The organism is Streptomyces sp. MGP-P1 (assembly GCF_057766565.1).
Map to the genome: position 1 here is coordinate 1,141,589 of NZ_JBYMEM010000007.1, position 18,374 is coordinate 1,159,962.

The following is an 18,374-nucleotide window of genomic DNA, read 5'->3' on the forward strand; positions in this document are numbered from 1 at the left end:
GCCTCCATCGTGCTACCGCGAGGGCCCGAACGTCATCTCTACCGGGGAGTAACCCCGGGGTTCCGCAAGGTGTCCGCGGGGCACGAGTGTGGGCAGTACGCGGCTGGGTACGGGCAAACCGCAACCTTACGCCCAAGGCGTCCAAGTGTTCCCAAAGGCTGTTCGACTCCGATTGGCGGATCGAAACCGCATAAGCTGAGGAAGGACGTAAACGGATGGAGTGACCCGGAGAAGACCCCGGGAAGCCGCCGGAGAGACATGCCTGAACTTGCGGCGACGTGGCAGGGAACGTCACCGTATAGGCGGTCTCGCACGCTGGGTACTTGCGCGATTCGCCGAGCCCGTGTGGACTACGGCCAACGCCCCGCGCACGCGCGTGGCTGCAGCATTTTCCGAAGACATGATCAGGAGGCAACCCGTGAGCGCGACCGCGGACCACGCGGAGGAGCGAACCAACCCGGCAGCACGCCTGGGGTTCGAGCCCGGACAAGTGGTCCAGGAGATCGGCTACGACGACGACGTCGAGCTGGAGCTCCGTGAGGGCATTGAGGCCACTACCGGCCAGGAACTCGTCGACGAGGAGTACGACGACGTCGCAGACGTCGTCCTGCTCTGGTTCCGCGACGAGGACGGCGACCTTACGGACGCGCTGGTGGATGCCATTGGTCTGATCGAGGACGGCGGTACGGTCTGGCTGATGACGCCGAAGACCGGCCGTGACGGATACGTCGAACCGAGCGACATCAATGAGGCTGCCCAGACAGCCGGTCTCGCCCAGACCAAGAGCATCAGCGCGGGCAAGGACTGGACGGGCAGCCGTCTGGTCACCCCCAAGGGGGCCAAGGCCAAGCGCTGAACCACGTTCCGCACCATCCGGGGCCCCCGCGGGCGCACGCCGTGCCCGTGGGGGCTTCGTACGTCCGCGGCCCCTCCGGGACCGGCCCGGGGCCCCTGCGTAGGGTGGGTGGCACCCGGACGGACCCGGCCCGGGATGCGGAGAAGCGGCGAAGGGATACGTGTTCCATGACGATCGAGGTCGGCGGTCAGGCCCCGGACTTCCAGCTCAAGGACAACCACGGCCGGACCGTGCGGCTGTCGGAGTTCCGCGGCGAGAAGAACGTGGTGCTGGTGTTCTACCCGTTCGCCTTCACCGGCGTCTGCACCGGCGAGCTGTGCGCGCTCCGCGACGAGCTGCCCCGCTTCGAGAACGAGTCCACCCAGCTCCTCGCCGTCTCCAACGACTCCATCCACACCCTGCGCGTCTTCGCCGAGCAGGAGGGCCTGGGGTACCCGCTGCTCTCCGACTTCTGGCCGCACGGGGAGACCTCGCGGGCGTACGGCGTCTTCGACGAGGACAAGGGCTGCGCGGTGCGCGGCACCTTCGTCATCGACACGGCGGGCGTCGTCCGCTGGAGCGTCGTGAACGGCCTCCCGGACGCCCGTGACCTCAACGACTACGTCAAGGCCCTCGAAGCGCTCTGAGACGATCCCCTGGCGACGCCCGGTCAAAAGCCTGTTTTGGCCGGGAACCGGTCACTAGGATCCACTCGTTGATCCGATGCCAATGAACGACGGGGAGGACGGCGTCCGCCGGCCCCCGAGAAAACTACTGGAGGACTCGTGGGAGTCAGCCTCAGCAAGGGCGGCAACGTCTCGCTGACCAAGGCCGCGCCCAACCTGACCGCGGTCATCGTCGGTCTGGGCTGGGACGCCCGCACCACCACCGGTGGTGACTTCGACCTCGACGCCAGCGCGCTGCTGGCGAACGCCGAGGGCAAGGTCGCCGCCGACGGCAATTTCGTCTTCTTCAACAACCTGAAGAGCCCCGACGGCTCCGTCGAGCACACCGGTGACAACCTCACCGGTGAGGGCGAGGGCGACGACGAGGTCATCAAGGTGAACCTGGCCGGTGTGCCGGCCGATGTCGACAAGATCGTCTTCCCGGTCTCGATCTACGAGGCCGAGAGCCGCCAGCAGAGCTTCGGCCAGGTGCGCAACGCGTACATCCGCGTGGTCAACCAGGCCGACAACACCGAGCTCGCCCGCTACGACCTGAGCGAGGACGCCTCGACGGAGACCGCCATGGTCTTCGGCGAGCTCTACCGCAACGGCGCCGAGTGGAAGTTCCGCGCCATCGGCCAGGGGTACGCCTCCGGCCTGCGCGGCATCGCCCAGGACTTCGGCGTCAACGTCTGACGTCGCTGGGCCCCAGGTCCTGTTCTCGAACTCCCGTCGTCGCCCGGAGGGGGCGGGCGGGAGTTCGACGACAGGACCAGGGGGTGGCCGGCCCGATGCGCCGGACGCCCCCTGACCGGGCGCTTTCGACGCCCGGCCCCGGGCGTCGAAAGCGCCCGGCAGCGTTTCACACGACTCGGGGAGGACACACATGGGCGTCACGCTCGCCAAGGGAGGCAATGTCTCCCTCTCCAAGGTCGCACCCAACCTCACCCAGGTGCTGGTCGGGCTCGGCTGGGACGCACGCTCCACCACAGGAGCCGCTTTCGACCTCGACGCCAGCGCACTGCTGTGCCAGTCGGGCCGCGTGCTCGGTGACGAGTTCTTCATCTTCTACAACAACCTCACGAGCCCCGACGGCTCCGTCGAGCACACCGGTGACAACCTCACCGGGGAGGGCGACGGCGACGACGAGTCCGTCATCGTCCGCCTCGACCAGGTTCCCGCTCATTGCGACAAGATCGTCTTCCCGGTCTCGATCCATGACGCGGACAACCGGGGCCAGGCGTTCGGCCAGGTCAGCAACGCTTTCATCCGTGTGGTCAACCAGGCCGACGGCCAGGAGCTGGCCCGCTACGACCTGAGCGAGGACGCCTCGACGGAGACCGCGATGATCTTCGGCGAGCTCTACCGGTACAACGGCGAGTGGAAGTTCCGTGCGGTCGGCCAGGGGTACGCGTCCGGCCTGCGCGGCATCGCTCTAGACTTCGGCGTCAACGTTTCATAACCCCGCGCTCGGGCCTTTCGTTTGGATCATGCCGGACCCCGCGAGCCCGGCATGATCCCAACGAAAGGCCCCAGGCGCCGGGGGAGCCCCGCCGCACCGGGGGAGACCCTTTACCAACACGATGAGGTAGCCAGTGGTTCTGAAAACCTTCGGCTGGTCGTTCGCGGTCACCGCGCTCGGCCTGGTCGCAGCGATCTTCTACGGGGGGTGGCAGGCGTTCGGCATCGTCGCGATCCTGTCCGTCCTGGAGATTTCGCTGTCCTTCGACAACGCGGTGATCAACGCCGGAATCCTGAAGAAGATGAATGCCTTCTGGCAGAAGATCTTCCTCACCATCGGCATCCTCATCGCCGTCTTCGGAATGCGGCTGGTGTTCCCCGTCGTGATCGTGGCCGTGAGCGCCCAGCTCGGGCCGATCGAGGCCATCGACCTGTCCTTCAACGACCCGGAGAGGTACAAGGAACTGGTCACGGACGCCCATCCGTCGATCGCCGCCTTCGGTGGCATGTTCCTGTTGATGATCTTCCTCGACTTCATCTTCGACGAGGACCGTGACATCCACTGGCTGCGCTGGATCGAGCGCCCGCTCGCCAAGCTCGGCAAGGTCGACATGCTGTCGGTCTGCGTCGCGCTGATCATCCTGCTCATCACCGCCACGACCTTCGCGACCCAGGCCCACCAGCACGGCGGCGGGCACGCCGACAAGGCGGCCACGGTCATGCTCTCCGGCATCGCCGGTCTGATCACCTACCTCGTCGTCGGCGGGCTCTCCGGATTCTTCGAGGGCAAGCTGGAAGAGGAGGAGGAGCGCGAGCACGAGGCCGAGGAAGAGGCCAGGAAGAAGGGCAAGCCCGTCACCGGGGTCGCCCTCGCCGGAAAGGCCGCGTTCTTCCTCTTCCTGTACCTGGAAGTCCTGGACGCCTCGTTCTCCTTCGACGGCGTCATCGGCGCCTTCGCCATCACCAACGAGATCGTGCTGATGGCCCTCGGCCTCGGTATCGGCGCCATGTACGTCCGTTCGCTCACCGTCTACCTGGTGCGCGAGGGCACGCTCGACGACTACGTCTACCTGGAGCACGGCGCGCACTACGCGATCGGCGCGCTCTCGATCATCCTGCTGATCACCATCCAGCACCAGATCAACGAGTTCATCACCGGCTCGGTCGGCGTGATCCTGATCGCCCTGTCCTTCTGGTCCTCGGTCAGGCGCAACCGCGCCCTCGCCGCGGCATCCGACGGGGGCGGCGGCTCGGGAAGCAAGTCCGAAGTCTCCTCCGGGGTGTGACCCGGTAAGGATTGAGGAACGCTCTCTGCGGGGCGGCCCACACGGCGACGGCTCTCCGGGATCTCCCGGACCCGGCCCGGTGGCCGCCCCGCAGCGATGTCCGGGGCGCGCGAACAGGTGGGGGTTGGTATGGGATTCTTCGACGGCCTGTGGCCGGGGCGCGCGGCGCAGTTCGACTCGGGCAACTCGACGTCGAGCGCGATCGTGCTGTCCAAACGCAACGCGACGATCTCGCTCAGCAAGCAGGGCGCCCTGTCGGGCAACCTCCGGGTCAATCTGTCCTGGCGGATGCGGACCTCGGACATCGAGGGCCGGTCGCGCCGGAGCGGCATGCTGCGGCACCCTCTCGAGTTCTTCAAGCCCGAGGTGGTCCAGGCGCACACCCAGGGCGTCGTCAACGTCGACCTGGACCTCGGCTGCATGTACGAGCTGATGGACGGCACCAAGGGCGTCGTGCAGCCGCTGGGCAGCCTGATCGGCGACCTCAACGGCCCGCCCTACGTCCGGCTCAGCGGCGACGACCGGTTCGGAGCGCCCTCGGGGGAGACGGTCTACGTCAACCTCGACCAGCGCGACCAGATCAAGCGGCTGCTGTTCTTCGTCTACATCTACGACCGGACGCCCGCGTTCGACCGGACCCACGCCAAGGTCACGCTCTACCCGGGCAACGGCCCGCGCATCGAGATCGAGCTGGACGAGCGCGCGCCGCAGGCCCGCTCGTGCGCGGTGTTCACCGTGGAGAACATCAAGGACGAGCTGATCGTGCGGCGCGAAGTGAAGTTCGTGTACGGCTTTCAGTCGGAGCTGGACCGGCTGTACGGCTACGGCATGCAGTGGGGACGCGGCTACAAGACCCGGACCTGAGACCGGGCAGCCGTGAGGGCCCGAGGACGTACGCGGGAATCAGGATGTACGCGGGAAACCGGGTGTACGGCGGAAGCAAGGCGTACGCGGGAAACGGGGCGTGCGCGGGAAACGGGACGTACGCGCGCGAAGTCGGACCGGCGCGGCTCAGGACCGGACGAACACCGGACCTTGTGGAGGCAGCACGAAATGGGGGTCGGGCGCGTGCGCGGCGGCTGCCGCGGGCTGCGGATAGCCGTACGCGGGCGGCTCGGCGGCAGGCTGCGGATAGCCGTACGCCGGCTGGTGGGCCACGGCGGCGGCAGCGGGGTGCGCGACCGGCGGCGGATAGCCGTAGGAGGGCTGCTGGTGCTGGACCGTGGCCTGGGAGTCCGGCCCGGGCCCGGGCGGCACGGCCGGCGGCGGGGGCACGGTGGCAGGGAGGGGACCCGCCGCCACCTGAGCGGCCGGGTCCTGCGCCCCGCTCACCGCCTGCGCCCCGTTCACGGCCTCCGACTCGTCCACCGAGATGCCGAAGGCGGTGGCCAGGCCGATCAGGCCGGTGGGATACCCCTGGCCGACCGCGCGGAACTTCCACCCCTCACCGCGGCGGTAGAGCTCGCCGCAGATGATCGCCGTCTCTTCCCCGGTCTCCGGCCGGACATCGAACACCGCCAGCGGTTCCCCCTCGGCGAACGCGGCATCGAAAAGGAGTATCCGCAGGTCCAGGACGTGCTCGAAGGCGGCCCCGTCGGAGGAGGCCGCGATGACCACCTGGTCCACCGACGCGTCGAGCGCCACGAGGTCTGCCTCGACCGTGTCCGTCAGGCCTTCCGGGACACTGCGCTTCGGCAGCCGCCGGACCAGGCCGGAGGGGTGCCGGGGCTGGTTGTAGAAGACGAAGTCCTCGTCGGACCGCACCCGGCCGGACGCACCGAGGAGCAGGGCGGAGGCGTCCACGTCGGGAACCCCGGAGCCCGGGGTCCAGCGCAGCACGGCCCGGACGGCCGCCGCATCGACGGGGACGTTCGAGCCCTTCAGCATCGTGTGCGTCATGACGGTCATCCTGCCTGCTGGGGGCCCGTGCGGACAACGCGGGGGCGCCACGACCGTGCCCGGCGAAGGTGTGGGCAAGGCGTGAAGATACCGCGACAGGGGGCCGGACAAGGGGCGGGTAACCGGAAATTCATGTACATGGGGAACTGTTGACACCCGTCCGTACGTACTATTACCGGCCATACATTGTTCGGCCGGTCAGGCAGTTCGGGGGAAAATCATGCGTCACTTCGGGCATATATCGCCCACTGCCCGCGAGGGTCTGTTCTTCAGGGAGCCCTGCACGTTCACCGCGGACTCCCCGGCACGGATGCTCTCCGTCGCCCTGGGAGCCACGCTCTACTCCCCGGCGACCCGGCTGTCGCTCGCCGACGACGTGCTCAAGCAGGCCGCGCGCGGCGTCGTCTCCATGGTGCTGTGCCTGGAGGACTCCATCGACGACGCCGAGGTCACCGGCGCCGAAGCCAATCTGATCAGGCAGTTCGCCGAGCTGGCCACCCGCGCCGCGGCAGCGGGCGCCCCGCCCACGGTTTCGGCGACCGCCCCGCGGGACCCGCGCGAGGCCGCGGCCGCCGATGTGCCGCTGCTCTTCATCCGGGTGCGGGAACCGGCTCAGATCACCGACCTGGTGCGGCGCCTCGGCGACTCGGTCCGGATGTTGTCCGGTTTCGTACTTCCCAAATTCACCGAAGAACGGGGCAGGCAGTTCCTGGAGGCGCTCGACGAGGCCGAGTCGGAGTGCGGACGACGGCTCTTCGCGATGCCGGTCCTCGAATCCCCCGAGTTGCTCCATCTCGAGACCCGCGGCGAAATCCTCCAGGGCATCGCCCGCAGCGTCGAGAAGCACCGGGACCGGGTGCTCGCCCTGCGGCTCGGCGTCACCGACTTCTGCTCGGCCTACGGACTGCGCCGCGCGCCCGACATGACGGCGTACGACGTCCATATCGTCGCCTCCGTGATCGCCGACGTGGTCAACGTGCTCGGCCGGGCCGACGGCACCGGCTTCACGATCACCGGACCGGTCTGGGAGTACTTCCGCCGCCAGGAGCGCATGTTCAAGCCCCTGCTGCGCCGCAGCCCCTTCCTGGAGGGCCGGGCCGAGGAACTGCGCACGGCCCTCATCGAGCACGACCTCGACGGACTGCTCCGGGAGATCGAGCTCGACCGCGCCAACGGCCTGCTCGGCAAGACCTGCATCCACCCCTCGCACGTGGCGCCGGTCCACGCGCTGTCCGTGGTCAGCCACGAGGAGTACACCGACGCCCAGGACATCCTGAGCCCGGAGCGCGAGGGCGGCGGGGTGCTGCGCTCGGCGTACACGAACAAGATGAACGAAGTGAAGCCCCACCGGGCCTGGGCCGAGCGAACACTCCAGCGGGCCGAGGTCTTCGGGGTGGCGAAGGAAGACGTCGGCTTCGTGGACCTGCTGGCCGCCGGACTGACGAACTGAGCGCGCGTCGATGAGCGAGCGCGCGACGAGAGAAGAGACCGTGGACGTGGTGTGGTCGGGCAGCTGGGTGGCGGAGCGACTGGGAGTCGCCCTCGAAGGCGACGGAGAACTCCGGGAACTGCTGGGCATGGCCCTGCGCCGCAACCCCAAGCGGGCGCATCTGCTGGTGTCCAACGTGCTGGGCAAGCACGTGCCCCAGCGCCCCTCCGTCGTCCACGGGGCCGGGTTCGAGCTGGGTGAACGGGTACGGGCGCTCCTCGGCGCCGAGGAGGCCCGCCGCGCGGTGGTCCTCGGGTACGCGGAGACGGCCACCGGCCTCGGCCACGCCGTCGCGGACGGCCTGCGGGACGCCCCGTACCTGCACTCCACCCGCCGGCCGGTGCCGGGCGTCGAGCAGGCGGGCGGCTTCGAGGAGGCCCACTCGCACGCCACCTCGCACCTGCTGCTGCCGGAGGACCCCGACCTGCTGGCGAGCGGCGGGAGGGGGGCCGACGCCTCCGTGCTGGTGCTGGTCGACGACGAGTTCTCCACCGGCAACACGGTCCTGAACACCATCCGCGCGCTGCACGCCCTGCACCCGCGCGAGCGGTACGTCATCGTCGCCCTGGTCGACATGCGCTCGGCGGGCGACCGCGACCGGCTGACCGCCTTCGCCGCCGAGATCGGCGCCCGCGTCGACCTGGTGACGCGCAGCACCGGAACGGTCGCCCTGCCGGACGGCGTGCTGGAACGCGGCCAGGCCCTGGTCGCGGCCCAGGAAGAGGAACAGGCGGACCGGGCGGCACGGGCCGGACGGGCGGACGGCCCCGAAGGGGCCGCAGCAGGCGCGGACACCGCCCCGGTCACCCGGGTCGACCTCGACTGGCCGGCCGCCGTGCCCGACGGAGGACGGCACGGCTTCACCCCCGCCCACCGGACGGCGCTGGAAGCGGCGCTCCCGGGCATGGCGGACCGGATCGCGGCCACTCTGGGCGACCACGACGGCCCCCGCCCCCGCCGGATCCTGGTGCTCGGCTTCGAGGAGCTGATGTACGCCCCGCTGCGCCTGGGCACCGCCCTGGAAGCCGGGCTCGGAACCGATGCCGAGGTCCGCTACTCCACCACCACCCGCTCACCCGTCCTGGCCGTCGACGACCCCGGCTACGCGATACGCACCCGCCTCGTCTTCCCGGCCCACGACGACCCGGCGGACGGCCCCGGCGACCGGTACGCGTACAACGTGGCGGGCGCCGGCTTCGACGCGGTGGTCGCCGTCGTCGACTCCATCGCCGACACCCCCGAACTGCACGCCCCCGAGGGGCTGCTGGCCCGACTCGCCGAGCACACCGACCGCGTGCTCCTCGCGGTCGTCCCCTCGTACACCCCCGCACCCGTTCCCCACCGGCAGGAGCCCGCCGTGCTGCCCGAGCCCCTCCGAGGCCCCGACTTCTCCAGTTACGCGCCGGACGACGTCGGCTGGCTGCTCCAGGACCTCTCGGACACCGAACTGGAAGCGCCCACCGAGGAGCGCGAGGAGGCGATCCAGAGCGGCGGCGCGCACTACGCGGAGTCGCTGCCCGTCGAGTACCAGCCGAGCGCCGCCTACCAGGCCCTGTTCACCGCGGCTCTGGAGACCTCCGCCGCCCGCATCGCCCGCGCGGTCGGCACCGTCACCGAGACGGTCCTCGCCGAACGCGGCCCCCGCCCCGTGCTCGTCTCGCTCGCCCGCGCCGGAACCCCCGTCGGCGTGCTGATGCGCCGCTGGGCCCAGCACCGGCACGGCCTGGACCTGCCGCACTACGCCATCTCCATCGTCCGGGGCCGCGGCATCGACGCCACCGCCCTGCGCTGGCTGGCCGCCCATCACGACCCGGCCGACGTGGTGTTCGTCGACGGCTGGACCGGGAAGGGCGCGATCACCCGCGAACTGGCCTCGGCCATCACCGAGTTCGAGGCCTCGGGTGGACCCGCCGGCTTCGACCCGGAGATCTCGGTGCTCGCCGACCCGGGCGGCTGCGTGCGGACGTACGGCACCCGCGAGGACTTCCTCATCCCCTCGGCCTGCCTCAACTCCACGGTGTCCGGCCTCATCTCCCGTACGGTGCTCCGCGCCGACCTGGTCGGCCCCGACGACTTCCACGGCGGGAAGTTCTACCGGGAGCTGGCGGACTCCGACGTCTCGGGACTCTTCCTCGACACGATCGCCGCCCGCTTCGACGAGGTGGCGGGCCGGGTCGAGGCCGAGGCCAAGGAACTCCTCGCCGCCGACCGCGCCCCGACCTGGGAGGGCTGGGCGGCCGTCGAGCGGATCAGCGAGGAGTACGGCATCCACGACGTCAACCTGGTCAAGCCGGGCGTCGGCGAGACCACCCGGGTCCTGCTCCGCCGGGTCCCCTGGAAGATCCTCGCGAAGCGCGGCGCCGGCGCGGACCTGGAGCACATCCGGCTGCTCGCCGAACAGCGCGGCGTCCCGGTCGAGGAGGTCGACGACCTCCCGTACAGCTGTGTCGGTCTGATCCACCCCCGGTTCACGCGCGGCGCGACGGGCGCGGACGGCAAGGCGGTGCAGGGCGCATGAGCGCGACTTCACAGACCACCCCGGTGGCGACGACTTCACAGACCACCCCGGTGGCGACGACTTCACAGACCACCCAGGCTGCGGAGACGTCACAGGCCACCCCGGTGGCGGCTACTTCCCAGGCCACCCCGGCGGCGGCTACTTCACCGGCCGCCCCGGCGGCGACTTCACCGGTCACCCTCGTGGCGAGCGACCTCGACCGCACGCTGATCTACTCGGCGGCCTCGCTCGACCTGTCGATGCCGGACGCGGAGGCCCCCCGACTGCTGTGCGTGGAGGTGTACGGCCACAAGCCGCTCTCGTACCTGACCGAGACGGCCGCCGCCCTCCTCACCGAGGTGGCGACCTCCACCGTCTTCGTCCCGACGACCACCCGCACCCGCGAGCAGTACGGGCGCATCCACCTCCCCGGACCCGCCCCCCGGTACGCGATCTGCGCCAACGGCGGCCACATCCTGGTCGACGGCGTCTCCGACCGCGACTGGCGGCAGCGGGTGGAGACCCGCATCGCGGAGGAGTGCGCCCCGCTCACCGAGATCCGCGCCCACCTCGCCACCACCGCCGACCCGGCCTGGCTCCTCAAGGAACGGGTCGCCGAGAACCTCTTCGCCTACCTCGTCGTCGAACGCTCGCTGCTGCCCGAGGAATGGGTGAAGGAACTGGCGGCCTGGGCCGGGCCGCTCGGTTGGACGGTCTCCCTCCAGGGCCGCAAGATCTACGCGGTCCCGGCACCGCTCACCAAGAGCGCCGCCATGCACGAGGTCGCCGGCCGCACCGGCGCCACGCGCACGCTCGCCGCCGGGGACTCCCTCCTCGACGCGGACCTGCTGCTCGCCGCCGACCTCGGCTGGCGCCCCGGCCACGGCGAACTGGCCGACGAGGGCTGGCGGGCCCCGCACGTGGTGGCCCTGGAAGAGCGGGGAGGGGCGGCGGGGGAGGAGATCCTGCGCCGGTTCCTGGCGGCTGCGGCCGGCTGAGTCGATATCCCCTGCGGGCGGGCGCGCGGGCGGGCGCGCGTTGCGCGAGGCTGGGGGCATGACCAAGGGCAACGACACCACGATCACCGACGAGCTGTACGCGTACATGCTGGCCCACAACCCGCCGCTGGACCCGGTCCAGCGGGAACTGGTGGACACCACGTACGCACGGTTCCCCGACCACGCGGGCATGCAGTCGGCCGAGGAACAGGCCCCGCTGCTCGCCTTCCTCGTCCGGCTGGTCGGCGCCCGGCATGTGGTGGAGGTCGGCACGTTCACCGGCTTCAGCGCCCTGGCGATGGCCCAGGCGCTGCCCGCCGACGGCACGCTGATCGCCTGCGACATCTCGGAGGAATGGACGGCGTACGGCCGTGAGGCCTGGGCGAAGGCGGGCGTCGCGGACAAGATCGACCTGCGCATCGCTCCGGCCCTGGACACCCTGCGCGCGCTGCCCGCCGAGCCGCACGTCGACTTCGCCTACCTGGACGCGGACAAGGGCGGATACATCGCGTACTGGGAGGAGCTGGTCCCCCGGATGCGACCGGGCGGGGTCATCGCCACGGACAACGTGCTCTTCCACGGTGGGGTCACGGACCCGTGGGCGACCGGTCCCACGGCGGCGATCAAGGAGTTCAACGACCACGTGAGCGCCGACGACCGGATGGACAGCGTCCTGCTGACCGTCTCGGACGGTCTGACGCTGTCCCGCAAGAAGTAGGCCCCCGGCCGTCGCGGGGGGCCTCTCCCGGCCGGGTTCAGCCGCAGCACCCGCCCCCGCAGCAGCCCCCGCCCCCACCGCCGCCGGACGGCGCGGGAGCGGATCCGGCTGCACCGCCCACGGCCACGGCGGAGAGCAGCTTGACGGTGTCGTCGTGGCCTGCGGGGCAGGAGGCGGGATCCGAGGACCGAGCCATGGGACGGCTGACTTCGAAGGTGTCTCCGCAGGTGCGGCAGCGGAATTCATAGCGAGGCATGGGCTCAGGCTAGAGCCATCGCGGCCGGAGGGCTACGTCCCCCGTCGCTCGCCTCAGGTCCCGGTGCCGCGTTCCTCGCGGATGTCGGAGACGACCCGGGCGGCGGTCTGCCGCACGGCCTCGGTCTCGGTCAAAAAGTGCCAGTAGTCGGGGTGGCGCCCCTCCAGACCGGCGATGGCGCGTTCCAGCCGGGCCACGGAGTCGTCCAGGGGCCGGGCGTGCCGGGGGTCGGGCGTGTGCCGGCCGGCCATGGCGAGGCGCTGGGCGTCCCGCACCGCGAACCGGGTCCGCTCGATCTCCTGCTGCGGGTCCTTCGCCACGGCGTTCAACTGCCGCAACCGGTCCCCGGCGGCGGAGACCGCCTCGTCCGTGGCGTTGAGGAGGGCGCGGACCGTGGACAGCCGGGACGTGGCGTCCGCCCAGCGCTGCTCGTCGCGCGCCTTCGCCGCCTCCGCGAGCTTGTCCTCGGCCTGCCGGACGTTGACGACGGCCTGCTCCGGGACGGGCTGGAGGTCCTGCCAGCAGGCGGCCGAGAAACGCCGCCGCAACTCGCTGAGCACCGGCTCCACCGAGCCCGCCCGTGTCGTCAGGGCCTGGGCGCGGGTCCGCAGCGAGACGAGCCTGCGGTCGATCTCGGCGGCCCGCTCGGGCAGCCGCTCCGCCTCGATGCGCACGGCCTCGGCATCGCGGAGCACCGCGTCGGCCCGCTGGAGGGTCTCCGCGACGCCGTGCGTTCCCGCGCCCTGGTTCAGCTTGGTCAGCTCCGGGGCGAGCGCGGCGAGCCGGGCGGCGAGCTCATCGGCCCGCAGTCCCGAGGCCCGGGCCCCGTCGAGGGCGTTGCTCGCCCCCAGGAGCGCCTGCCGGGCCCGCTCGACGGCCGGGGCGAGCCGGGCGAGCTGAGTCTCCGCGCTGCCCAGCAGAGGCCCGAGCCCCTGAGTGAAACGATCCAGCTCGCCCTTGACCCGTACGAGGTCGTCCTTGGCCCGGGTCAGCTCGGTGCGGGCCCGGGAGGCGACGGCGGGTTCCAGATCGTCCCGGTCCAGGTCATGGCTGTCGACGGCGGTGATGTAGGTGTGACTGACCTCGTCGATGCGCCGGCCGAGCGCGGCGAAGTCCTCGGATGCCTTGCGGCCCCGCGAGGAGCTGTCCACGGCGTTGATGGTCTCGATGGAGATCCTGAGATCACGCTGGGCGCTGTCCAGCTCGTAGAACGCCTCGGCGGCGGCGTCCTTCGCGGCCTGCGCCTCGGCCCGCTCGTTCTCCCCGCGCCCGCCGAACCACCGGCGCGTACCGCCACCGGCGAAGGCGGCGGGCAGCGCGGCGAGCACGAGGGGCACGGGCAGGAGCATCAGCGCCAGGACCTCCCTGCCGCCGGAACGGCCCCGCGCGCGCGGCCGCCGCGACCTCCCGGGGGCGTGCTGCCCCGGCAGGCCCTGACCGCTCTGGACGGCGGAACTCCCACCCGCTCCTGCCTCCGGCCGCGCGTGTGTCGCCGTCACATCCCTCTCCCGTGCCGATTCGCCCTGCCCGGTACATTCTCCCACCAGGTAAGGACGAACACACGGGTCGGTTAGTTCGCGCTTCGCACGGTGACTTGGCCGTTGTCGCTGCGCGCCTTCACCACGTGCGCGCTGTCGTCGCCGCGCGGCACCCCGATCGAGACGTCCCCGTTGTCCGCAGAGGCGTTCACCGCGTACTTCTGGCCGCCCGGCGGCAGGTCGATGGTGATGCCCCCGTTGTCGCTCACGGTGTCCACGAGGTCGGGCACGGAGCTGAAGCCCAGCCGGATCTCCCCGTTGTCGGCGCGGGCGACCACGGAGGAGGCGGATATCCGGTCCGCCTGGATCTCCCCGTTGTCGCTCTTCAGCTTGAGAGCGCCACGGGCATCCCGGACGTTGATCTCCCCGTTGTCCGACGAGAGGTCCAGTGCGCGGTCGAAGCCGGTGGCACTGATCGTCCCGTTGTCCGACGAGGCCGTCACATCGACCCCGCGCGGCACCTTCACCCGGTGCCGGGCCTCGCAGTTGTTGATCAGCGCGTCACACTTCACCCGGAGCGTGAGGGTGTCGCCCTCCATGCTCCAGACGGGGTCGGGCCCGCTGCCCAGCACCACCCACCCGTCGACCTGCCGCTCCACCTCGACCTGCTCCACGTCGGCCGGCACGAGGTCCACGGTCGCGTTCTCGGAGTCGATGGTCAGGCTCTTCCCCTCCAGCGCGAACGTCTTGCGCTCCACGGGCGCGCCGTTGACGTCCGTACTCCCGCACCCGGTGAGAGCCAGGACCAGCAACGCGACCCCACCCCCCAGAACGAGGGCCCGCCCCGGCGCTCCACGGAGCGTGCGGGTCGCTGCGCTCTTGACGATGTCCACGGTGATCGTTCCCCCAGTGCGTGCTGCCGGACGGTGCCGCACCGGACGTCGCTGCCGGTGCACTCAAACCGTATGCACCGACGCCCCCCGGCGGGATCCGGACGGCTACCGTCTCTTGGTGGGGTTATCCCCCGCACCGGCCCCCGCACCGGCCCCCGCACCGACCCCCGCGCCTCCACCGGCCCGGACCCGGCCGGTGGAGGCGGGCACCGACCGGGGACCCGGGCACCGGCACCCTCCGTGGCACCTGCCCGGCACCGGCCCCGGTGGAGGCGGCCCGGCCCCGTCCCCCCGGTTTATGAGCAGGGGCGCCGATCCATGTACGCTGTTGCCTCATCCACGGGTGCGTAGCTCAGGGGTAGAGCGCTGCTCTTACAAAGCAGATGTCGGCGGTTCGAAACCGTCCGCGCCCACCCGCCCGAAGACCCCCAGCCGATCATGGCTGGGGGTCTTTGACGTCCACTTCCTACATCAACGGGCGCGGTCTCCCACGGTCGGGCCGCTGCCGCTTCACCATGCGGTCGAGGTGACTCACGGGCCTCGCGCCGCGTGCCCTGCACGACGTGGGCATGGATAGGCCCGTAGGGCATGAGACGAGAACCAAGCCCGCGGCTTCAAGAGGATGCCTCCGGCGGGGGCGCTCAGACTTCGGGATGGGAGCCGGGCAAATGGAGGGTTGAGGCGGGAGTCGACCAGTACGCTACGCTCCAGCACGATTTTTAGGCAGAGACACGAAAGCACCGTTCAGGCGAATGCCTTGGCAGAGAACAGATAAGGGTGAGAGTCATGCTGACAAGGACGCTTCCCCCTGAGCAGTGGTGGATAGGTGCCATCATCTCAGGCGTTGTCTTAGTGATAGCCATACACCCCATAGCGACCACCGCGAAGAAAAAGCTGCTCCTCCCCTTGATACCCCTTGCTGGCGCTGCCTTCATCTATCTTGATGCGGAGGGAGACGAAGGCGCTCACCCAGTGGTCTGGTTCACGGTCATCATGCTCACCTTTGCGGCGATGAGGATAATTTTTGCTTCGCATCTCCGCCGTCAGTTTTCCTTGGTGCGGTCTGGACAGCAGATGCAACCACTGACGGGCCGGCAGAACGCAGTCTTCTGGTGCACCTTCCTGGTCGTCATGGTTTCCCTGTTTATCGTCATCTGAGTTCCCACGACTATAGAGAGCGGCGACCGCCTCTTGCGGTACGGGGAGCGTGGCGCAGTCCGTCCGCCATCCACAGTTGACATCAGCGACGGCATACGACAGCCGAATCGGACGGCCATCAGCAGCGCCGAACGTGGCCGTGCGAGTAGGGGCGGCAGTTGTCCGGCCGAACTTATGAAGTAGATGTCGGCAGCTCGAAACCGTCCGCGCCCATTCGTACGAAGGCCCCCGACCGATCATGGTCGGGGGCCTTCGGCGTCTCCCTCGCGTCCACGATCAACGTGCGCGGTCGCTCACCGCCTCCGCGATCGACAGGCTGTTCTCGTAGAGGTGGTGCCGGGTGATCCGGCCGTTCTCCACGGTGAGGCGCAGCGCGAACGGTCCCTCGAAGGATCTGCCCGTCGCCCGCACGGTCCCCGACAGGTGCCCCGTCAGGACGGCGTCGGGGCCGTCCACGAGGAAGGCGTCGACGGAGGCGCGTGCGTCCTCGGGCACGGTGTGTTCCGCCAACTCCGTGAACTGGGAGGCGCATTCGGCTGCCGTGGACCGGGGGCGGATCCACGGCACGGTCGGGTTCTCGGCGAGCAGCCAGTCGACCTCGTCGGCGAAGAGCGCCGTGAGCCGTGTGGTGTCTCCGGCCAGCCGGGCGGCGAGGAACTCCTGGACCACGGCCCGGGTCGTATCGGCGGCGGGGCGCGCCGCGTCGGCCGGGCTTGCCGTGGGAGTGGGGGACGTGACGGACATGGGAGTTCTCCTCGCTGCGGGGGCGGGGCCTGTCAGGGCTTCCCGTCGATGGGGACGATCCTGCCGGGACGGGCGGACGCGGTCGATTACGCCGGAGGTCATGCCGGAAGCGATGAGAGGGCGGCAGCGTCGGGGCTCCTCCTTGGGCGCGTGTACGGGGGCATCTGGACGTCTGCCGCGCGACGGACCGGCCTACCCTGGGCCGGTGTGCCGCGAGAGCAGCGGATGGACGTTTCGTCGTCCATAGGCCCCGTGCGGTGGCGCAGGCTGCGGTGATATGACGGTCCGGCCGAACGACGAGGTGCGAGGGGGCAGTTCATGGGGCAGACGCTGGCCGAGATCCTGGGCGGGGCGGCGCACGGGTGGTTTCCGGAGACCGACGGGAGGACGACCGTGGTCCCCGCGCCGAGTGGCCGCGACACGGGGGTGATCGCCTTCACCGCGCACTCCGTCGTGTTCACCGATGAGGACCCCGAGTGGGTCCATGCGACGCTGGCCGCCCTGGAATGCGATGCGCTGGCCGCCACGATGCACCCCCGCTTCCTGACGGCCTTCCTGGAGCGCACCGGGCGGGTCACCGACACGATCGACCTCCTGACCGTGGCGGCCCCGCTGCCCGGTGCACCCGCGCTGGAGCTGCGGGAGGTCACCGATCCCGTACACCCGCGGGTGATGCGTGCCCGACGGCGCCGGGACGGGGTGCGGATGTGGGAGGTCGACGGGGGAGTGCTGGTGCTCGGGCGCGGGGTGGCGGGTCGGTGGGAGGTCGCCGTCGAACTGGACGAGGACGCCCGGCACCGGGGCCTCGGCCGCGCCCTCGCCACCGCCGCACGGCACCTCGTACCCCCGAACGAACCGCTCTGGTCGCAGCAGGCCGCGGGCAACGCGCGCAGCATCCGGGCGTTCCAGGCCGCCGGATTCCGCCCGGTCGGCTCGGAGGCGTTGTTGTTCGGCCGCGGTCAGGGGCAGGACGCCGGGGGAGCGTGAGGGCTGTGCCGCGTTCCCCGTACGGCGGCTGTGGTCTCCCGCTACTCTGCTCGCCATGATCGACTCACCCGCGAGGGCGACGGACACCGAGGTGGCGGCGGTCGCGGTCCTGGCCGGGGCGGAGGTCGTGCGCGCCCGGTACGGGCTCCGGCACTCCCGTATCGACAAGGGCGCCGGAGACTTCGCCACCGACGCCGATGTGGCGGCCGAGGAGGCGATCCTCGACATCATCCGCGCCGCCCGGCCCGGGGACGCCGTGCACGGCGAGGAGGGCGGCCGGCGAGGCGCGGCCGACGCGGTGCGCGAGTGGTTGGTGGATCCCTTGTGCGGGACGCTCAACTACGCCACCGGCTCCCAGCTGGTCGCCGTCAACGTGGCGCTGCGCAACGGCCCCGCCGCGGTGGCCGATCCGTTCAGCGGCGAGGTCTTCCTGACAGACGGTGAGACCGCATGGGTCCGTTACGGTGCGTCCGGGGACGCGGACGGCGGCGGTGCGGATGCGGACGGCAACGCGTACGGGTATGGGGACGGGCGGGCCGCCACCCCGGTCCGGTCTGTTGCGGGCGGGCGGGTCTCCGGCCCCCTTGCGGGTCGACGGCCGGTCCGCGAGGAGCAGTTGGCGCCGACGGCGGACACCCGGCTGGTGGACGTGAACCTCGATCCGCCCTTCCCCGGCGCGCCCTCCTTCCGGGCCGTCGACCTGCTCGCCCACCCCGGGTTCGTCGAACGCTTCCGCCCCCGCGTGGTCTCCACGACGCTCGCCCTGGCCTGGGTCGCGGCCGGTCGGAGGGCCGCCTATGTCACCGACGGCGGCGACCTGAGCGGGAGCGTGCACTTCGCCGCCGGGATCGCCCTGTGCCGGGCCGCCGGCTGCGTCGTCACCGGGGTCGACGGTGCTCCCGTCGGGCCGGAGGGCCGAGGCCTCGTCGTGGCCGCGGACGCCGGAACGCACGGGCTGCTGATGTCGTTGATCCGCGATCGCGGGCGGAGTGCCTGAGCCACCGCACCGA

The 18,374-nt window shown here is 70.8% G+C and carries 18 protein-coding genes and 1 tRNA gene; 14 read left to right on the forward strand and 5 right to left on the reverse strand.

The window, feature by feature from the left end:
* Positions 1–418 precede the first annotated feature (418 nt).
* From AC3CH1_RS26590 to AC3CH1_RS26615, 6 genes are all read left to right on the forward strand, one after another.
* Positions 419–856 carry a DUF3052 domain-containing protein gene (locus AC3CH1_RS26590; RefSeq protein WP_003969400.1) on the forward strand — a complete coding sequence of 146 codons (438 nt, stop codon included), beginning with the start codon at positions 419–421 and terminating at the stop codon, positions 854–856.
* A 167-nt stretch (positions 857–1,023) separates the two neighbouring features.
* Positions 1,024–1,482, forward strand: coding sequence for a peroxiredoxin (locus tag AC3CH1_RS26595; RefSeq protein WP_488465229.1), 459 nt, complete (start codon positions 1,024–1,026; stop codon positions 1,480–1,482).
* 138 nt (positions 1,483–1,620) lie between these two features.
* A complete protein-coding gene (locus tag AC3CH1_RS26600; protein WP_003969402.1) occupies positions 1,621–2,196 on the forward strand; it encodes a TerD family protein in 576 nt (191 codons plus the stop codon).
* Between the two features lie 190 nt (positions 2,197–2,386).
* Positions 2,387–2,962: a TerD family protein gene (locus AC3CH1_RS26605; RefSeq protein WP_488465230.1), complete on the forward strand. Its 576-nt coding sequence runs from the start codon at positions 2,387–2,389 to the stop codon at positions 2,960–2,962.
* Between the two features lie 133 nt (positions 2,963–3,095).
* Positions 3,096–4,247, forward strand: a complete 1,152-nt coding sequence (locus tag AC3CH1_RS26610) for a DUF475 domain-containing protein (RefSeq protein WP_488465231.1) — start codon at positions 3,096–3,098, stop codon at positions 4,245–4,247.
* Positions 4,248–4,376: 129 nt separating this feature from the next.
* Positions 4,377–5,111 (forward strand): TerD family protein, encoded by a 735-nt coding sequence (locus AC3CH1_RS26615; protein ID WP_488465232.1) that lies wholly within the window; start codon positions 4,377–4,379, stop codon positions 5,109–5,111.
* A 147-nt stretch (positions 5,112–5,258) separates the two neighbouring features.
* Here the strand turns inward: AC3CH1_RS26615 and AC3CH1_RS26620 are convergent, their stop codons facing one another.
* Positions 5,259–6,146 carry a TerD family protein gene (locus AC3CH1_RS26620; RefSeq protein WP_488465233.1) on the reverse strand — a complete coding sequence of 296 codons (888 nt, stop codon included), beginning with the start codon at positions 6,144–6,146 and terminating at the stop codon, positions 5,259–5,261.
* A gap of 220 nt (positions 6,147–6,366) precedes the next feature.
* Between AC3CH1_RS26620 and AC3CH1_RS26625 the strand changes: the two genes are divergently transcribed.
* The 4 genes from AC3CH1_RS26625 (at position 6,367) to AC3CH1_RS26640 (ending at position 11,848) form a co-directional block, all read left to right on the forward strand.
* Positions 6,367–7,596 carry an HpcH/HpaI aldolase/citrate lyase family protein gene (locus tag AC3CH1_RS26625; RefSeq protein WP_488465234.1) on the forward strand — a complete coding sequence of 410 codons (1,230 nt, stop codon included), beginning with the start codon at positions 6,367–6,369 and terminating at the stop codon, positions 7,594–7,596.
* Between the two features lie 10 nt (positions 7,597–7,606).
* On the forward strand, positions 7,607–10,153 hold the full coding sequence (locus AC3CH1_RS26630) for a phosphoribosyltransferase (RefSeq protein ID WP_488465235.1): 2,547 nt from the start codon (positions 7,607–7,609) through the stop codon (positions 10,151–10,153).
* A 182-nt stretch (positions 10,154–10,335) separates the two neighbouring features.
* Positions 10,336–11,130 carry an HAD family hydrolase gene (locus tag AC3CH1_RS26635; protein WP_488466742.1) on the forward strand — a complete coding sequence of 265 codons (795 nt, stop codon included), beginning with the start codon at positions 10,336–10,338 and terminating at the stop codon, positions 11,128–11,130.
* Positions 11,131–11,188: 58 nt separating this feature from the next.
* Entirely contained in the window at positions 11,189–11,848 is a 660-nt protein-coding gene (locus AC3CH1_RS26640) for an O-methyltransferase (RefSeq protein WP_488465236.1), read from the forward strand.
* A 37-nt stretch (positions 11,849–11,885) separates the two neighbouring features.
* Here AC3CH1_RS26640 and AC3CH1_RS26645 read toward each other — a convergent pair whose 3' ends face one another.
* From AC3CH1_RS26645 to AC3CH1_RS26655, 3 genes are all read right to left on the reverse strand, one after another.
* Positions 11,886–12,104 (reverse strand): FmdB family zinc ribbon protein, encoded by a 219-nt coding sequence (locus AC3CH1_RS26645; protein WP_073218577.1) that lies wholly within the window; start codon positions 12,102–12,104, stop codon positions 11,886–11,888.
* Between the two features lie 53 nt (positions 12,105–12,157).
* Complete coding sequence (locus tag AC3CH1_RS26650; RefSeq protein ID WP_488465237.1) at positions 12,158–13,603, reverse strand: hypothetical protein; 1,446 nt, start codon at positions 13,601–13,603, stop codon at positions 12,158–12,160.
* A 71-nt stretch (positions 13,604–13,674) separates the two neighbouring features.
* On the reverse strand, positions 13,675–14,475 hold the full coding sequence (locus AC3CH1_RS26655; protein ID WP_488465238.1) for a DUF4097 family beta strand repeat-containing protein: 801 nt from the start codon (positions 14,473–14,475) through the stop codon (positions 13,675–13,677).
* A gap of 341 nt (positions 14,476–14,816) precedes the next feature.
* Here AC3CH1_RS26655 and AC3CH1_RS26660 point away from each other — a divergent pair.
* Positions 14,817–14,888, forward strand: a tRNA-Val gene (locus AC3CH1_RS26660).
* 373 nt (positions 14,889–15,261) lie between these two features.
* Complete coding sequence (locus tag AC3CH1_RS26665; RefSeq protein WP_488465239.1) at positions 15,262–15,633, forward strand: hypothetical protein; 372 nt, start codon at positions 15,262–15,264, stop codon at positions 15,631–15,633.
* A 276-nt stretch (positions 15,634–15,909) separates the two neighbouring features.
* Here AC3CH1_RS26665 and AC3CH1_RS26670 read toward each other — a convergent pair whose 3' ends face one another.
* Complete coding sequence (locus AC3CH1_RS26670; RefSeq protein ID WP_488465240.1) at positions 15,910–16,377, reverse strand: nuclear transport factor 2 family protein; 468 nt, start codon at positions 16,375–16,377, stop codon at positions 15,910–15,912.
* 318 nt (positions 16,378–16,695) lie between these two features.
* On the opposite strand from AC3CH1_RS26670, the gene AC3CH1_RS26675 reads away from it, so the two are divergent.
* Both AC3CH1_RS26675 and AC3CH1_RS26680 read left to right on the forward strand, forming a co-directional pair.
* Positions 16,696–17,364 (forward strand): GNAT family N-acetyltransferase, encoded by a 669-nt coding sequence (locus AC3CH1_RS26675; protein WP_488465241.1) that lies wholly within the window; start codon positions 16,696–16,698, stop codon positions 17,362–17,364.
* A gap of 55 nt (positions 17,365–17,419) precedes the next feature.
* Positions 17,420–18,361: an inositol monophosphatase family protein gene (locus AC3CH1_RS26680; protein ID WP_488465242.1), complete on the forward strand. Its 942-nt coding sequence runs from the start codon at positions 17,420–17,422 to the stop codon at positions 18,359–18,361.
* The last annotated feature ends 13 nt before the right edge of the window (positions 18,362–18,374 follow it).

Bases quoted from the DNA above. Each gene is read 5' to 3' on its own strand.
- AC3CH1_RS26595 (WP_488465229.1), top strand. From the start codon at position 1,024: ATGACGATCGAGGTCGGCGGTCAGGCCCCGGACTTCCAGCTCAAGGAC.
- AC3CH1_RS26605 (WP_488465230.1), top strand. From the start codon at position 2,387: ATGGGCGTCACGCTCGCCAAGGGAGGCAATGTCTCCCTCTCCAAGGTC.
- AC3CH1_RS26615 (WP_488465232.1), top strand. From the start codon at position 4,377: ATGGGATTCTTCGACGGCCTGTGGCCGGGGCGCGCGGCGCAGTTCGAC.
- AC3CH1_RS26620 (WP_488465233.1), bottom strand. From the start codon at position 6,146: ATGACGCACACGATGCTGAAGGGCTCGAACGTCCCCGTCGATGCGGCG.
- AC3CH1_RS26625 (WP_488465234.1), top strand. From the start codon at position 6,367: ATGCGTCACTTCGGGCATATATCGCCCACTGCCCGCGAGGGTCTGTTC.
- AC3CH1_RS26630 (WP_488465235.1), top strand. From the start codon at position 7,607: ATGAGCGAGCGCGCGACGAGAGAAGAGACCGTGGACGTGGTGTGGTCG.
- AC3CH1_RS26640 (WP_488465236.1), top strand. From the start codon at position 11,189: ATGACCAAGGGCAACGACACCACGATCACCGACGAGCTGTACGCGTAC.
- AC3CH1_RS26645 (WP_073218577.1), bottom strand. From the start codon at position 12,104: ATGCCTCGCTATGAATTCCGCTGCCGCACCTGCGGAGACACCTTCGAA.
- AC3CH1_RS26665 (WP_488465239.1), top strand. From the start codon at position 15,262: ATGCTGACAAGGACGCTTCCCCCTGAGCAGTGGTGGATAGGTGCCATC.
- AC3CH1_RS26670 (WP_488465240.1), bottom strand. From the start codon at position 16,377: ATGTCCGTCACGTCCCCCACTCCCACGGCAAGCCCGGCCGACGCGGCG.
- AC3CH1_RS26675 (WP_488465241.1), top strand. From the start codon at position 16,696: ATGGGGCAGACGCTGGCCGAGATCCTGGGCGGGGCGGCGCACGGGTGG.
- AC3CH1_RS26680 (WP_488465242.1), top strand. From the start codon at position 17,420: ATGATCGACTCACCCGCGAGGGCGACGGACACCGAGGTGGCGGCGGTC.